Below are 17308 nucleotides of genomic sequence, written 5' to 3' on the forward strand. Positions count from 1 at the left end.
TCGCGTTTCTTAACATTTAACTGTTAAGTAATTGACTGGTTTCTATTCTCTGTTCAATTTTCAAAGACCCTGTCGCTCCAAGCGACTTTTATATATTAACATTTTCGTTTCTTCTTGTCAACAACTTTTTAAAATATTTTTTTCAAGTTGTTATCAGTTATTTAATTTATTTATCGCTCATCTCAGCGACGAATGTTATCTTATCATGATTAGTTTTTTTATATTACATTATTATTTATTATTATCTTAAATTAAATTAATTATACTCACTTTTTTATGTTTTTTCTCCATATCCATTGTATTGACACACCAGGAATAGTATTTGATTATTTTTAAGGATATATACTATTATATTGTTGTATATATCCTTAAATAAACTTCTATTTGGTTTTAGCTGCATCAATAAATTGTCCAAATAACTTTTCAAACTCTTTGTGATTCGTTACTAAAGCTTCTGGATGCCATTGAACTCCTACTACAAATTTCTTATTCTTAGCTTCTATGGCTTCAATTATCCCATCATAGCTTCTAGCTGTTATCCTAAACGACTGAGAAACATTTTTAACGGATTGATGATGAAAAGAGTTTACCATCATCCTTTCTTCATTAAATATATCAAACAATTTGCTATCCTTCTCTATATCTATAAAATGATATAAACTATCTCTCTTTATTTTTGTAGGATAATGTCCTAACGCATTTTCCCTTTGTGCATAAATATCCTGATATAGAGTTCCTCCGCTGGCCACATTTATCAGTTGAATTCCCCTACAAATTCCTAAAATAGGTTTATCCATATCATATGCAAGTTTAAATAATTCTATTTCAAAAAAATCTCTTTCAGTAGATATGGCTCTTAGATCATTTATTGGATTTTCTCCATAAATTTCAGGTAATATGTCCTCTCCTCCACTAAAAATCAATCCATCAATATTATTTAAATATTGCTTTATATCTTCTTTATTATTACTTACAGGCAATAATAAAGGCACACCTCCTGCTGAAGTTACGGAGTTAATGTAATCACAATCTAAAGAATTATACTCTCTCTGTTCTTTATATTCTTTAAATGTTGTTATACCTATTATCGGCTTCATATCCCAACCTCCCCATTTACATATCTCTATAATCTAATTTAATTATACTGTTAGGTTATTTAATTTAATACAAAAATTGCAAATAAATATAGATAGGTACTTTCCTAGCACCTATCTATATTTATAGCTTTTATATCAATATATCTTTTTTTACAAATACAATATGAGAAATTATATAGCTTACCACTGCCCACATTAAAAGCAATGCTATTGCATACATAGATGTAACACTAGGGTTATTAAGCATTTGAGCAATATTTCCACTTACAATTTTACCTACATCTCCATAAGTAGTAAAAAGATATTGAACATACTTTCTAGTATATGGCATTGCTTGAAATATAGTAAAAGCTACTACACTAACTGTACTTACAGCCATAGATACCATGCTGCTCTTTACCACTGTAGATAATAAAAATGCAAAGGATACAGACGATATTATAAATAAAACTTGCATTAAAAACATTTGAAGTATATATTGCCACATAGGAATTATATATGTACTTCCTTCAATTATTTTTATGACTTGTTCTCCAGCATCCCCTCTTGTAATACTATCATAGATGTAGCGTGTTCCTACTGATACAGGATAATCCATACTTCCGAACCCAAATAGTAACCCCATAACTATAAATGCAATAAATTCTACTAAAACTATTATTACAGTAGAGGATAAAATTAATGCTATAAATTTTGAAAATAGTACCTTTCCCCTTGATACAGGTTGAGTTAATAAAAACTTCATTGTTGGAGGTGTATATTCTCCTGATACCATATCTGAACTAAATATAATTACTCCTACTGCAAGAAATATCATTCCAAGCATTCCAAATAAATCTCTTATAAATACAGATGCTGTTGGATCATATGAATTTTCTTCTGGCTGTATATTATTAGATAAAAGATATTTTCTTGTATTTAAATTAATTTTAACTCTTTCCTTTTCTTCTGAAGACATTTCAGCACTCTTTAATTGTTCTTCCATACTTTTAATCTCTTCACTTAGCGTAACTTTCCAATCAAGTTTTTCACTCTTTTGTTCCTTCTTAATAGAATCAATTCTTTCATTTGCTATTTTAATTTCTTCATCAAAATGAACTTTATCACTATCAGGTATAGTACTATCTTTCCTCATTCTTTCATACTGAGCTATATTTTCTTTTTCCATTTGAATTCTTCGCTCTGGATTATTCCATTTCTTCATATTTTCTGCATTCTTATATGTTGCAAATCCTACAAATGCTATAAGTAATGCAAACAATAGAGTTATAACTAAGGTTTTCCTTCTATTCATTAATTTTATTAGTTCATTACCTATCAGCTTTAGTGTAATCATACCACTTTTCCTCCCTCTACGATTTCTAAGTACCTATCTTCAAGTTCTACATGTTTCTTATAAACTTCTTCTATATGAATTTTATTTTCTGCTAATTTAAATATAATTTCAGGTATTGAATTTTTATCAATAGTTAGCTTAAATATATCTTCTTTAAATGATATATCCTGAATACAATTTAAGTTCTTTAATACCTCTCTACACTTTTCAATTTCTTTAACAGATAAAATTATAGTTTCTGTGTTTTCTTTTACAATACCTCCATTTATACTTTCAACACTTTGAATTACTCCATTGTTTATAAAAGCAACAGTATCACAAAGTGTTTGTACCTCACTTAAAATGTGTGAAGATATAAAAACCGCTGTATTTGTTTCATGAGCTGCCTTCCTCACTATTTTCCTAAAATCCATAATACCTGTTGGATCAAGTCCATTGGTAGGTTCATCTAAAATCAAAAGTTTAGGTTTTGCAATAAGGGCTGCTGCAAGACCCAGCCTTTGCTTCATACCAAGAGAATACTTTTTTACTTTATCCCCTATTCTATCTTTAAGTTCTACAAGCTCAATAATTTCATCTACATAGGATTTACTAATTCCTCTAATTCTTGCAATTTGCATTAAATTTTCCCTACCAGATAAGTAAGTATAAAGCTCTGGATTTTCAACCACTGCTCCAACTGCATTAAGTGCCATCTCTCTTTCACCTTTTATATCATGTCCATCTATTTTTATACTTCCAGAGTTTGGAGAAATAAGTCCCACAAGCATTCTTATAGTAGTAGTTTTCCCTGCTCCATTGGGTCCTAAAAATCCAAAAATCTCCCCCTGTTTTACATTAAAACTTATACCTTTTATTATTTCTCTTTTTCCTAATTGTTTTTTTACATCTTTTACTTCAAGTATATTCACACAAATTCTCTCCTTTTAACATCTAATGAATATGTTTATTCACCGATTTATTTATAATCTAGTTTAACCCATATAATTTTGTTAACTTATTTTGCATTTTATAAATCATAGGCGCTGCAATTATACTTGAAATGAGTAAAATTATCCTTGGCATTTGAATAGATTGATAAGGATTTGCTATAAATATATTCAAAAATATAAAAACTACAGCTACCATTATATTTCCCACCAATAAACTAATTACTATACACATTAAAATATTTATAATCTTACTTACTGTATTTGATATGAAAAGCTTATTCATATTTTCGATTCTTATTTTCTTATATATGTTTACTATTATTCCTTTCCATACTGCAGCACATATTGCTATTATTATTAAAGAAGTTACAACCGTTATTTTAAATATCTTTTCTCCATTAGCATAGCTGAGTGTACTGTTCAGTATATATTCAAGTGTTTGGCCTAAGAAACCACGAAATCTATAAGGTACTAAGCTATGTGCAAGCAGAACAAATGCAAAAGGATAAAGAGGTATAGCTATAGTAGTTATTATTGCTGCAATCCCATTGTTTACTATCCCATTTATTAAAAATATATAAGTAAAGAAACCTATAGAAAATGTAATTAATAGCACAAGCTCTTTTATTATAAATCGATTATTATAGTTTATTAAAAAATACCTATATAATTGTTTATTTGCTATAAAATCTATATAGTTCATATACATATATAAGGCTATATTTATAAAACTTAACGACAAAGCTATAGACCCTTTTGTAAATACCATTTCTTCTCTTGTTATAGGCTGAGAACTTAAAAATAAAAAGTTTTTATGTTTATTAATACCCATAACTCCTATGGAGATAAGAAAGTTCATTACCGCAAGTATCATCATTACTACTATAATATCTATTGACAAATAACTTCTAAAGTAATCAAAATTATTAAGTATTGAGTTATGAACTTCTGATATCTTCATCAAAGCTCCAACAGCCACAACTAAAAGTTCTAAAATTATTATATATTTCATAGATATCAGGGTTTCAAACATAACTGCTTTATTTAAAAGTTTCTTCATTTCATTTTCCCTCCCCTTCTATAGTATATATAAATATATCTTCAAGACTTAAATCAAGTTCTTCAACAAATAGAGGGTTTAGTGAATTGATTTTGTGTATTAGTTCTGCTCCATAATCAGTAGTTACTATATTATAAACTCTTCCTACATTTTCAACCTTAACTACTCCATGAATTTTTAGTTCTTCTTCTTTAATTGCTACCTTAAATGCCACCTGAAGCTTTTTAATCTTATTTTTCATATCATCTATAGAGCTTACTGCTGTGACCTTTCCATTATTTAATATTGCTATAGTGTCACATATTCTCTCTACATTAGATAAATTATGAGAAGATATTATAACTGTAGTTCCCTTTTCTGCTACTTCATTTAGTAGTATTTCAAGAAACTTTCTTTTAAATATTGGATCTATTCCAGAGGTAGGCTCATCTAATATTAGATATTCAGGATGTATACACATAGCCATCATAATGGCAAACTTCATTTTATTTCCCTTTGATAGCTGAAAAAACCTCTTTTTAGTATTCATTTTAAATTCTTTATTTAACTCTTTAAACTTTTCTTCATCGAAGTTTTTGTAAGCTAATTTATAGTAATTTATAATATCTATAAGCTTAAATGTAGAGAAAAAGTTATTTTCATCCGCCACATATCCTATTTTATTTTTTACTTCTATATTTTCATAAACACTTTGCCCCTCGTAGAGTATTTCCCCTTCTTCCAATCTATATATGCCTGTAAGACATCTTATAAGAGTACTTTTCCCCGCTCCATTAGGCCCTATAAGTCCAAATATACTTCCTTTATTAACCTTAAGATTTATTTCCTTTAATATGTATTTATCTTCTATCATTTTGCTTAAGCCCTTTATTTCTATCAATTCTTCCCCTCCTCCCCATGTGTGTTAAACTCCTCATAATAAATATCCATTATATCTACAAGTTCCTCTTTTGTAAGGCCCATATACTTGGCTTCAAGAATTACTTTCTTTAAATCTTCTTTTAAAGCTTCCATTCTGTCCTCCTGAATTCTAGGTTTATAATTTTCAACAACAAAGGTACCTCGTCCTCTTATAGTTTCAATAACCTTTTGTCTTTCAAGTTCTGCATAAGCTTTGCTTACTGTATTAGGGTTTGCCGTAATTATACCTGAAAGCTCTCTTACTGAAGGCAGCTTATCCCCCGGTTCTAATACACCTTTTAATATAAGCTCTTTAATCTTAATAACTATTTGTTCATATATGGGAGTACTACTTCTTGGATCAATTACTATCAATTGCTATCCCCCCCTAATTTGCGTTTTCCTCATTTAATATATGATAATTTCCGCTATCTCCAAAATTGTCTATAGTCCAATGCCCATCATTTTTTATAAGAGTATATATCCTTGTAAAGTTTTCCGGGCTACTTTCTGTATCATATAAGTTTTCTCCTTTATAATCCACTCTGTAAAATCTTATTTCTTCAGGCACATCTTTTATAAAATCTTTATAATAGGCATTAACTCCTGAGATTACTTGCTTTGTATTGCTATCATAATAGGCATATTGAAGATTTATATCCCTTATAACTTTTTCATCTTTTATAAGTTCAAAACTTTTTAACTGTGCCTTTCCAGAACTTCTATCCGGAGAAGCTGTAAATCCACTTTCTTCATGAAGCATTCTAAGCCTATCAGATAGGCAATCCTTATAGTCCTGTGAATACATATGTTTACTTCTTACCTTATTTTTATCAAAACTCCAGTTTTTAAAGAATTCTTCTATAACCTTTTCTGGAGTATCATAAGTAGTTTTTCTTTCATATTTCTTATTTCCAGAATAAAAAGCCATTGCCAAAGGTAAAACCAGTAATGCTACTACTAAACCAATAAGATTTTTTCTTTTCATAATCGCACCCCCTGTATTAAGTGTACTATTTAACATAGTACACTTATATTGTAACTATACTTTCTCATTATTTCAAGTGCCTTTAGTAATATTTTATAAGATATTACTATATACAAATTGTTGCAACCCTCCAGAGCTGCTTCCCTAAAACATTTTAGAAATTGAGTTAGCTGAATTTCTTCTTTCAGCAGTTTTCATGAAGATATTTTTAATGCTGGAGAGTATAGAATTTGCATCGTAGATGGCATTGAATGAGCTTTAAAAGGGCTTTATTTATAGAAATCTATGATTTCGTTATAAATCAGCACATCTCAGTTTGCTGAGATGTTACCATAACTCAATGACCTTCCTAGATGAAAATTCTATACGCCACCCAGCATTAAAAATGTCGTACTATTTCTAAATATCTATTTTATTATCTATAAGATATCCTGTTCCTAAAAATAATCCTACATAAACAACAAAATTATAAATTAAAGCTGCTATATTTATATTTAAGCCTGAATTTCTAATAGTTATTAGTGTTCCTTCAAGTACCATTGGCTCAGAATTTGCTGGGAACCCTTGTAAAATCTCTGGCATAAAGCTTATTGTTTGAGGAAAAACCTTTATTATCTTATATTCAATATAAGCAATAGCTGCATTTAACGCTATAAAAGCTACAAACCCTAAGAACTTACTAACCTTTTTGCCTTTTAGCGCTACTCTTGTAATGGTTATTGAAAAATAAACCAATAAAAGAAGTGTTATGATATTTATTATTCCAAATAAAATTACCGATAAGATAGTTTTTATATTGATAAAAGTACTTAACCTAGTACTAAGTTCATTTATAATTGATTCATCAAATAGAAGCCCAAAGAGTATTCTTATGGATATGAGTGACAATATCCCTGCTACTGCAAACCATATTAGTGCAGTAATAAGCTTAGCTCCTACTATTTTTCTTCCGCTAACTGGCAATGTAAAGGTTAAATATCCTCTATCTTCATACATTTCTTTTTCGAAGGATTTAATTACAAATATTAGAATAGTTAAGAATAAAAATGAACTTATCATCGTAGTCAAAGCTATGATAATTGCCTCTTCCCACTTGCCCATTCTAGTAAAAAGCCCACCATTTAATAGGATAGCAATTGTAAATATTATACCAAATAATTTATAATCTCCTTTTAATTCATATTTTATTAAATTTTTCATTACTTAAATACCTCCCTAAATAGTTCATCAATAGACATACCTTTTTCCATTCTTAAATCCTCAGCATTTCCTGAAAGAACTATTTCTCCATCTTTTATTAAAGCTACATCGTCAAATACTCTTTCAATGTCTTTTACAAGATGAGTTGTTATAATCATAGAACTTTCCTCATTGTAACTTTGAATAATTGCATCAAGTATTTGTTCTCTAGCTACAGGATCAACTGCCGCTAGTGGTTCATCTAATATATATAACTTAGCTCTTCTTGATAGCACTAAAGTTAAGTTTAACTTTTCCATCATTCCCTTTGATAAAGAAGTTATCTTCATATCTTCTTCAAGTTTCATAAATTTTAAAAGTTCACTACATCTTTCTTCATCAAAATCTTTGTAAAAGTCTTTAAAAAATTCTATCGCATCCTTTATCTTCATCCATTTATACAAATAATTTCTATCAGGAAGATATGAAACTACTGCCTTTGTGCCCACCCCTGGTTTTTTTCCGTCAATCAGAATTTCCCCACTGGATTGTCTTAAAATTCCCACAGCAATTTTTATAAATGTAGTTTTTCCACTTCCATTAGGTCCTAAGAGCCCTAGTACCTTCCCTTTTCCTAAAGACATATTTATATTCTTCAATGCTTTCTTCGTAAAATAGCTTTTGGACAAGCTTTTAGTCTCTAACACTATATCCACTTTTAATTTTCCTCCTTTAACTTTTTCTCAATCATATTAATTATCTCTGCATTATTAAATCCTAAATGTTTCATGCCCTCTATGAAAGAATTCATTATTCCCTTTGCGGTATCTCTTCTTAAGTTGTGTATTACATTTTCATCTTCTGTTATAAAGGTTCCCATACCTCTTTGAGTAAAGGCTAGTCCTTCTCTTTCAAGTTCTTTATACACTCTTTGAATAGTATTAGGATTAACTTTTAATTCTGCTGATAAATCTCTTACAGACGGCAATTTATCTCCCCCTTTTAACTCTTTTGATACCATTCGCTTTTTTATCATATTCATTACTTGAACATATATTGGACTTTTATCATCAAAGGTTATACTCATATTGCACCTCCCTATTATCGTAAACGTTACATAGTACTAGTGTACTAATAATATAATACACTAGTACATTTTTATTGTCAACTTATAAAATGAAACTATTAAGATAAATTTTTTATCCTAATAGTTTTACTTTTCATCATTTAAAATATTTAATTTATATTACTATCATCTTTTAAAAGCATTATATTAGTTGTACTTGTGGCAACTAACTTCCCCTCTGTATTTCTTGCATCTCCTGTCATATGTACTATGGTATTTCCCATGGATTTTATGTAAACAGTTATTATAAGTTCATCTCCCATAAATATAGGTCTTTGATAACTAGTGCTTATATCTATAGTTGCTGGTAAAGCTAAATCTTTAACTTCATAAAAGCATAAAGCACCAAATGTATTGTCAAAAGCAGCAGTTATAAATCCTCCCTGCATTCTCCTATCAGGATTTAGATATTCTTCTAAAACTGGAAATGCTATAGTTAAACTTTCTTTATGAACATATTCCATAATTTTAGGTTTCATTGCCTCAAAGCAATTAGCATGTTTTGTTTTTAATATTTCTTCTAATCCTTCAAAACTATTTTCACTGTTCATTTCAATTCTCCTTTACTCCATAATTTATCTATTTATTATACTACTATATTAGAGCTGTGTTTAGTTTGATTTATATTTAAATAAAACTCGTGACTTTATGCTATTTAAAAATGTTCAAAGAAAAAAACTCCTGGTGATGTGTATATACATTACCAGGAACTCTTCTTTGTATACAAATAAATTCAAATATTATTTTAAAACCTATTCATTATATCCACAAAGAAATAATAAGTTTTCCCATCTTTTATCAACTTCATTTTGAATTTCAGCTATCTTAGCTTTTCCTTCTTTTGATTTAAATAAGTGCTTAAACCTTCCTTGCAACCTTAACCATTCCTCTATTGGTAACCTTTCTTTTGGCCTGTAGTTTAACTTATATTCTCCATCAATCACTTCATATAGAGGCCACCAGCAAGTTTCAACAGCTGCTTTAATTGAGTCTAATTCAGTTTCAGTATCACATCTCCATCCTCTTGGACATGGAGTTAATACATTCATAAATTTGGGTCCTTCAATTTCATTTATAGCTTTATTAGATTTGTTATATAAATCCATCATATATTTAGTTCCAGGTATTATAGGTATAGTTTGAGCTACATAGGGTAAATGATGTCCTACCATTATTTGAGTTAAATCTTTTCTATACTGTTGTTTTCCAAAAGATTCTTTTCCTTGAGGTGTTGTAGTTGTATCTGATCCAAGTGGAGTTGCTGACGATCTTTGAATGCCAGTATTCATGTACGCTCCATTATCATAACAGACATAAAGCATATCATGCCCTCTTTCCATTGCTCCCGATAGAGATTGAAATCCAATATCATAGGTACCCCCGTCTCCACCAAATGTTATAAATTTATAATTATCTTCAATTCTTCCCCTTGCCTTTAATGCTCTATAAGCAGCTTCTACACCACTGCCTGTAGCCGCAGCACATTCAAAAGCTGTATGAATATACGAATCCTTCCATGCACTATATGGATAAACTCCAAAGGAAACTTCAAGACATCCTGTAGCATTTGAAATTACAGCTTGATCTTCTTCCCTTACAGCTTTTAATACCCATTTTACAACCATTGGAGCACCACATCCAGCACACATTTTATGTCCGGCAGTTATTCTTTCTTTTACTTTAGTTAACTCTTTTAATGTTGCCATTTCGCTCACCCCCTATTCCCTTACTTCCAAATAGTTATGTCGCTTATATTTACCTGTCTTAACTGCATTTTGTAATTCATTATACACTTTTTCTATGCTGCTTACTCTAACATCTCTTCCGCCTAATCCATAAATAAAGCTCATTATTATTTTATTATTTGATCTTCCATATAAAGAACTTACTACGTCAGTATATAATGGTCCACCGTTTCCAGACATACCTTCTGATTTATCCATTATAGCTATAGCTTTAGCATTTTTAAGTGCTTCAGCAATTTCTTCACTTGGAAATGGCCTAAATAATCTTATCTTAAGAAGTCCTGCTTTGACCCCTTTAATCCTTAAATCATCAATTGCTTTCTTAGCTGTGCCCGCTGATGATCCTATAATAACTATCGCATAGTCAGCATCATCTAACTTATATTCTTCAAATAATCCATATTTTCTTCCTGTTAATTCTTCAAACTCTTTAGCTACATCTAAACATACCTTTTTAGCATTTAATAACCCTTCTAACTGTTGTCTTTTCATCTCCATATATACATCTTGAAGCCCTAACGCACCTATTAGTTTATTTTCCTTTCCAAGAAGAGCATCTTCAACCCTCTTATTTTCTCCTACAAAATCTTCAACATCCTCCTTATTTAACATACAAAAATTTTCAACAGCATGAGATGTAATAAATCCATCATAACAAACCATGGCTGGGGTCATAACCTCTTGATGTTCTGCTATTTTTACAGTTTGTATAAAATTATCATATGCCTCTTGGACATTTTCAGCATAAATTTGAATAAATCCTGTATCTCTTTCTCCCATTGTATCAGAATGATCATTGTGTATATTGATTGGAGATGATAGTGCTCTATTTACTGCTGCAATTATTACTGGAAGTCTGTCTCCTGCAGCTATATATAACATTTCGTGCATAAGAGCTAAGCCATTTGCAGAAGTTGCAGTAAATACTCTTGCACCTGCCCCAGATGCTCCTATACAAGCACTTATGGCACTGTGCTCTGATTCTACTGGTACAAACTCAGTTGTGCACTGTCTATTTGCTACGAATGATGAAAAATATTGTGGTACCTCAGTTGATGGTGTTATCGGAAATGCAGCCATTACATCTGGATTAATTTGCATCATAACTGTAGCAACCGCCTCATTACCACTTAAACTCTTTCTGATTTGTTCAGCCTTAGCCATTATTCTTCCTCCTTCTTATTCCTCTAATACAAAATCCAGCGCTCCAAATTTACATTGCTTTGTACAAACTCCACAACCCTTACAGAAGTCATAATCTATTTTTATCATTTTCTCATCTTTAACCACTATTGACATGTCAGGACATACAGCCCAACAAAACATACAATGTTTACATTTATCTTCATGCCAAATTGGTTTCATAGATCTCCAATCGCCAGTTTTGAATTCTTCTGCATTACCTGCATCAAGAACTTCTCCACCTCTTGGATACTCATGCCATTTTGTATCTGAATTTATATTCATTCTTTTACCCAATTCCATTCACCTCCTGAAGGGATCTCTTAAGAGCCTCAATATTTTTGGGGATAACATGAGGTTTACTCGTAAACTTATGTTTAAATGAATTTTCCATATCTTCTACAAATTGCTTTTCTTCTAATACTCCGCTTACTTTAACTACTGCTGCAAGCATTGGTGTATTAGGAAAATTTGCACCTAATATTTCTTCTGAAATGCCCTTTGCATCTATTGTGTATACTCTTCCTTCATATCCTTTTAATTCAGCTCTAATTTCTTCTGGTTTCTTTTTACTATTGATTATTATAGCTCCTTCTTTTTTTAATCCTTTAGTGCAGGGTACTGATTTTAATAAAGTTTCATCTACTACTACAACATAGTCTGGTTCATAAATATTACTGTGTACTCTTAACTGAAAATTAGCAATCCTGTTATATGCAGTTATTGGTGCTCCCATTCTTTCTGGGCCATACTCTGGAAATCCTTGAACATACATTCCAACATTAAAAGCAGCTTCTGCTAAAAGTAATGAGGCTGTTTTAGCGCCTTGTCCACCTCGTCCATGCCAGCGAATTTCAACTAATTTATTATTCATTACTTTTCCTCCATTCACTTTTTTACAAGAAAGTTCTATGCCTTAACTTCTATTTCATTTTCTTTATCCCATTTCCATGGGTTATTTTTTATAATTCCATCAGCAAATGGTACGAATATTGAAACAATTGCTGATATGGCTAGAAAATGTATATACCAAACTAAAGGTAATACTTCAAATGGTGATACTGTTCCTTTAGTATAGCTTAGTAATATTAACATTTGAGCACCATAAGGTATTATTCCTTGCATTATACAAGAAAAAGTATCTAGTAATGATGCACTTCTTCGAGGATCAACCTTGTATTTATTGCACATTTCCTTTGCTATAGGCCCGTTGATTATAATTGCAACTGTATTGTTAGCAACAGCAGCATCAGTTAATGATACAAGAGCTGCTATACCAATTTCTCCTGATTTTTTACTCTTCATCATTTGCTGAATTTTATCTAGTAAGAATTGAATTCCACCTGCTTTAGTTACCATTTCAGCAAGTCCTCCAGTAAGCATTGATAACAAGAATATTTCTATCATGCTCTTGAAGCCCTCATATATTTGTTGTGTAAAAGTTAAAACTGTTAAATCTCCATATGTCAAACCAATTATGCCTGAAATAATAATTCCTCCTGTTAATACAGCAAAAACATTTACGCCAACTAAAGATAGTACTAATACAAATAAATATGGCAAAACTTTAATTATGTTATAGTCATAATTTTGCATTGCAGGTATAGTTTCTGGTCTACCAAATATAAGTAATAAGACTAATGTTATGATTGCCGCTGGTGCTGCTATATATATATTTACTCTGAACTTATCCCTCATTTCACAACCTTGAGTTCTGGTAGCTGCAATTGTTGTATCTGATATTACAGATAAGTTGTCTCCAAACATCGATCCACCAAGTACTGCTGCCAGTGTAAGTGGAAGAGAAAGTCCTGATTTAGTAGCAAGTCCTACTGCAATAGGTGTTACAGCTACTATTGAACCAACTGAAGTTCCTGTAGATAGAGATATGAAGCAAGATATGATAAACAATCCTGCCACTATATAGTTTGCTGGTATATAAGTTAATCCTAAATTGACAGTAGAATCAACTCCACCCATAGCTGACGATACAGTGGCAAAGGCTCCAGCTAATAAATAAATTATGCACATTATAATTATATTTGAATCTCCACAGCCCTTTACAAAAGTATCAAACTTTTCATTAATGCTTCCTTTTAGAATAAAAAATGCACTAATAATACCACAAAATGCTGCAACTGGTGCTGGGAGCTGATAAAAGGCCATTTCTGTGCCTTTTGCTTGAAGAATTAGTCCGCTACCTAAATAAACTGCAATAAAGATTACGAAAGGTATTAATGCCTTTCCATTTGATATTGACTTATTTGATTTATTTTCCATGATTACTCCCCCTTAAAATAAATACCGAACTTAATATAATTTAACTTTACAATGGGTATGGAAAAATAAGATTATTGCAATATCTTTGAGCTAATTAAATTTGTATTATAGCTGTAAAAAATGCCATTGTATTTACAGCTATAATATATAAATTAATAATCTATTATATTATTAAATCCAATGCTTGTTTTAAATCTGCAATTATATCTTCAGCTGTTTCAAGACCAACAGATAACCTGACTAATCCATCGCTTATTCCTGCTGCTGCTCTTTCTTCTGACGTATATGGTGAATGTGTCATTGAAGCCGGATGCTGAATAAGCGTTTCGGTATCCCCTAAACTTACTGCTAAGCTAGCTAATTTAACAGTATTCATAACCATTCTTCCTTCTTCAACTCCACCTTTAAGTTCAAAGGATATCATAGCTCCTGGTAATTTCATTTGCTTTTTAGCTAAATCATAGTATTCAAAGCTTTCTAATCCTGGGTAATATACCTTATCAACCGCTGGATGAGTCTCTAAGAATTTAGCAACTTTCATTGCATTTGCACAATGTCTTTCCATTCTAATTTCTAATGTCTTCATACCTCTTATAATTAAGAAAGCGTCAAATGGACTTAGTACTGATCCTGTCATATCCTTAATACCGACTAATCTAACCTGATTTATAACATCCTGCTTGCCAGCAGCAAATCCAGCTATAACATCCCCATGTCCATTTAAATATTTAGTTGCAGAGTGAACAACTATATCTGCACCAAGCTCTATTGGTCTTTGAATATATGGCGTACTAAATGTATTATCTACAACAACTATACATCCTTCAACTTCATGTGCTATTTTCGATAAAACTTCTATATCTGTAATTTTCAGCGTTGGATTAGCAGGTGTTTCCAAATAAACAATCTTTGTGTTTGGTCTCATAGCATTTTTAACTTCTTCCAGATTACTAGTATCTACAAAAGTTACATCTATTCCAAATCTAGTAATTCCATGATTTAATAATGCAAAGGTGCACCCATAAAGGGTATCTGCTGCTACTACATGGTCTCCTGCTTTTAGTAATGTCCATAGTACAGAAGATATAGCGCCCATTCCTGAAGCTGTTGCAACTGCTGCTTCAGCGCCTTCTAATATTGCCATTTTATTCTCTACTTCCGAGCTCGTTGGGTTACCTAATCTTGAATATATATATCCAGGTTCCTCTAGCGCAAATCTTCTTCCACCTTGTTCTGCAGTGTCAAATATAAATGTTGATGTTTGATATATCGGTGTAGAAAGAGATCCAAATTGTGCATCTTTTTCATGTCCACCATGTATAGCCTTAGTTCCAAATCCCATATTAATCATGTGCTCTTTATTCATCCTTATATCCCCCTTAATTTTATAATTATTTTTAACTTACTTTTCAATTTCCTCTATACAATATTATATTAGCAATATCCATGCCAGTATTTATATTGAAATATTAATTTGTTGTATACTCCTTATTTCAAAAAAATTCTAACATTTTATTGTATCACTTAACATTAATGTAAACATTTACCACCATTTTATGTAAAAAAGTGGAATGAATAATTTCCACTTGTAAATTATTCATTCCACTTTATATTGTATTTATTTATTTTATTTATTATTGTAGTATGAGATACTCCTAAAGCCTTTGCAGCCTTCCTGCAAGTTTTATTTTTCTTTAATGCCTTTATTATTGCTTCCTTTTCGCATATCTCAACTATATCCTTTAATCTTATTCCCACTTCATCTTCTGTAGTAATATTTATTATTTTTGAGTTTTCAGGAAGTCCAATAATTAGATGGTCGGCATCTAGAAGTTCTTTAGTACATAAATTCATCGCTCTTTCTATAATATTTTGAAGCTCTCTAATATTACCTGGCCAATTATACTTTATTAGCCTATCTATAAACTCTAGCTCAACGCCTAAAAGTTTTTTATTCAGCTTTTTATTCAGCTTGTTTATAAAAAATGTAACTAAATCTGGTATATCACCACTTCTTTCTCTTAAAGGAGGAATAAATATAGGTATTACATTTAATCTATAATATAAATCTTCCCTAAACTTTCCTTCCACTACCATATCTTCTAGATTTCTATTAGTTGCAGCAATTATTCTTACATCTACTTTTTCTTCTTTGTTGCTTCCTACTTTTCTTATAACTCCTTCCTGAAGCACCCTTAAAAGTTTAGCTTGTAATATCAATGATAATTCTCCAACTTCATCTAAAAATAAAGTTCCCTCATGTGCTTCCTTAAAAAGTCCTTCTTTTGTATTAATAGCCCCAGTAAAGCTTCCCTTCTCATATCCAAATAACTCACTTTCAATTAAATTATCCGGTAAAGCAGCACAATTTATAGTGACAAAATTCTTATTTCTTCTATCGCTTAAGTTTTGAATAGCTCTTGCAAAAAGCTCTTTACCTGTCCCACTTTCTCCTCTTAACATAACAGTTGAGGTACCCTTAGCCACCGTCTTAATTATATTTTTTACCCTTTCGATAGATTGACTGTTACCTACTATTTCCTTAAACGCTCCTTCATCTGTAGATGATACTACCTTTGCCATTTCAATAGCTTTTTCCATATCTTTAATTGAAGCAACTACACCAATAGTGTTATTATTATCATCTTTAATTGCTCTTCCACTAGTTAAATAATGACTTTCACCTTTTTCAGTATTTACTTTTACTTCAATATTATTATATTCTTCTCCACTAACTAAAGCCTTTACCATAAGCGCATCTTGTATTACAGTTTTTATATTCTTCCCAAGTACATCTCTTTTTTTATAGTGAAATATACTTTCACAATAATTATTAAATATCTCTATTTCTAAGTCTTTATTTATATATAAAATACCATCATCTACAGAGTTAATAACTGCAAAGAGCTTTCTTTCGTTTTTTTCATATTCTAGTAATTCAACCTCTTTTATAGCATCAACTCCATCAATACTATGTAATTGACTTTTCAATAATTTCTTTTTGTTCTCAGATATTTCTTTTATCTTAATGTATACCTTTGCTGGAAACACCTCTAGAGAACTAAGGTTTATGTCTAGCTTATAAAGCTTATCTAATATTTCTAAGGTAATACCCATTCTATCTTTTGTTATTACTTCAAATCTTAGATATTTTTCCACGTTACCCCCCTAATAAAATTATTTCTTTATTTTAATTTTATATTATAAGTAAATTTATATCAATTAAAAACTCTTAATTGTCGGAGAATTAACTCTTCTCAGAATATGCAAAAAAGAACTAAGTATTTTTACTTAGTTCTAAATGTAATCAAAAAACTAAAAAACACATCAGATTAACTGATGTGTTTTCTACCTGGCAACGACCTACTCTCCCACCGGGCCTCCCCGACAGTACCATTGGCGCTTTGAAGCTTAACCTTCGTGTTCGGAATGGGTACGGGTGTTACCTTCAAGCCATAATCACCAGATGCTCTAGCTCTTAAA

At 30.8% G+C, this 17308-nt stretch carries 18 protein-coding genes and 1 rRNA gene; all 19 read right to left on the reverse strand.

All coding sequences use genetic code 11. From position 1 onward, the window contains the following. Positions 1–380 precede the first annotated feature (380 nt). A complete protein-coding gene (locus JOC70_RS18890) occupies positions 381–1097 on the reverse strand; it encodes a gamma-glutamyl-gamma-aminobutyrate hydrolase family protein (RefSeq protein ID WP_204600409.1) in 717 nt (238 codons plus the stop codon). A gap of 130 nt (positions 1098–1227) precedes the next feature. Continuing rightward, entirely contained in the window at positions 1228–2433 is a 1206-nt protein-coding gene (locus tag JOC70_RS18895; RefSeq protein ID WP_207755360.1) for an ABC transporter permease subunit, read from the reverse strand. Next, complete coding sequence (locus JOC70_RS18900; protein WP_204600410.1) at positions 2430–3344, reverse strand: ATP-binding cassette domain-containing protein; 915 nt, start codon at positions 3342–3344, stop codon at positions 2430–2432. The genes JOC70_RS18895 and JOC70_RS18900 overlap by 4 nt, the downstream gene beginning before the upstream one ends. 58 nt (positions 3345–3402) lie before the next feature. Next, positions 3403–4425, reverse strand: coding sequence for a hypothetical protein (locus tag JOC70_RS18905; protein WP_204600411.1), 1023 nt, complete (start codon positions 4423–4425; stop codon positions 3403–3405). Position 4426: 1 nt separating this feature from the next. Continuing rightward, complete coding sequence (locus JOC70_RS18910; RefSeq protein ID WP_204600412.1) at positions 4427–5305, reverse strand: ABC transporter ATP-binding protein; 879 nt, start codon at positions 5303–5305, stop codon at positions 4427–4429. Beyond that, positions 5302–5700: a GntR family transcriptional regulator gene (locus tag JOC70_RS18915; protein ID WP_186429777.1), complete on the reverse strand. Its 399-nt coding sequence runs from the start codon at positions 5698–5700 to the stop codon at positions 5302–5304. Before JOC70_RS18915 ends, JOC70_RS18910 begins: the two co-directional genes overlap by 4 nt. A 13-nt stretch (positions 5701–5713) precedes the next feature. Next, positions 5714–6313, reverse strand: a complete 600-nt coding sequence (locus JOC70_RS18920; RefSeq protein WP_204600413.1) for a hypothetical protein — start codon at positions 6311–6313, stop codon at positions 5714–5716. A gap of 399 nt (positions 6314–6712) precedes the next feature. Next, complete coding sequence (locus JOC70_RS18925) at positions 6713–7513, reverse strand: hypothetical protein (protein ID WP_204600414.1); 801 nt, start codon at positions 7511–7513, stop codon at positions 6713–6715. Next, the gene (locus JOC70_RS18930; RefSeq protein ID WP_204600415.1) at positions 7513–8208 is read right to left on the reverse strand and encodes an ATP-binding cassette domain-containing protein; all 696 of its coding nucleotides are present in this window, start codon (positions 8206–8208) and stop codon (positions 7513–7515) included. The genes JOC70_RS18925 and JOC70_RS18930 overlap by 1 nt, the downstream gene beginning before the upstream one ends. 2 nt (positions 8209–8210) lie before the next feature. Further along, the gene (locus tag JOC70_RS18935; protein ID WP_204600416.1) at positions 8211–8579 is read right to left on the reverse strand and encodes a GntR family transcriptional regulator; all 369 of its coding nucleotides are present in this window, start codon (positions 8577–8579) and stop codon (positions 8211–8213) included. Between the two features lie 149 nt (positions 8580–8728). Continuing rightward, positions 8729–9169, reverse strand: a complete 441-nt coding sequence (locus JOC70_RS18940; protein ID WP_204600417.1) for a PaaI family thioesterase — start codon at positions 9167–9169, stop codon at positions 8729–8731. A 201-nt stretch (positions 9170–9370) separates the two neighbouring features. Then, positions 9371–10324: a thiamine pyrophosphate-dependent enzyme gene (locus JOC70_RS18945; protein WP_204600418.1), complete on the reverse strand. Its 954-nt coding sequence runs from the start codon at positions 10322–10324 to the stop codon at positions 9371–9373. A gap of 12 nt (positions 10325–10336) precedes the next feature. Further along, on the reverse strand, positions 10337–11527 hold the full coding sequence (gene porA / locus JOC70_RS18950; protein ID WP_204600419.1) for a pyruvate ferredoxin oxidoreductase: 1191 nt from the start codon (positions 11525–11527) through the stop codon (positions 10337–10339). A gap of 15 nt (positions 11528–11542) precedes the next feature. Then, a complete protein-coding gene (locus JOC70_RS18955; RefSeq protein ID WP_204600420.1) occupies positions 11543–11848 on the reverse strand; it encodes a 4Fe-4S binding protein in 306 nt (101 codons plus the stop codon). Further along, entirely contained in the window at positions 11835–12419 is a 585-nt protein-coding gene (locus JOC70_RS18960; RefSeq protein WP_204600421.1) for a 2-oxoacid:acceptor oxidoreductase family protein, read from the reverse strand. The genes JOC70_RS18955 and JOC70_RS18960 overlap by 14 nt, the downstream gene beginning before the upstream one ends. A 35-nt stretch (positions 12420–12454) precedes the next feature. After that, a complete protein-coding gene (locus tag JOC70_RS18965; protein WP_204600422.1) occupies positions 12455–13825 on the reverse strand; it encodes a Na+/H+ antiporter NhaC family protein in 1371 nt (456 codons plus the stop codon). Positions 13826–13988: 163 nt separating this feature from the next. Further along, positions 13989–15191: a methionine gamma-lyase gene (gene megL / locus JOC70_RS18970; protein ID WP_204600423.1), complete on the reverse strand. Its 1203-nt coding sequence runs from the start codon at positions 15189–15191 to the stop codon at positions 13989–13991. 227 nt (positions 15192–15418) lie between these two features. Continuing rightward, on the reverse strand, positions 15419–16984 hold the full coding sequence (locus JOC70_RS18975; RefSeq protein ID WP_204600424.1) for a sigma 54-interacting transcriptional regulator: 1566 nt from the start codon (positions 16982–16984) through the stop codon (positions 15419–15421). 191 nt (positions 16985–17175) lie between these two features. Next, positions 17176–17292, reverse strand: a 5S ribosomal RNA gene (rrf, locus tag JOC70_RS18980). Positions 17293–17308: the final 16 nt, after the last annotated feature.

Source organism: Clostridium pascui, from assembly GCF_016908015.1.
Lineage (GTDB): Bacteria > Bacillota > Clostridia > Clostridiales > Clostridiaceae > Clostridium_AK > Clostridium_AK pascui.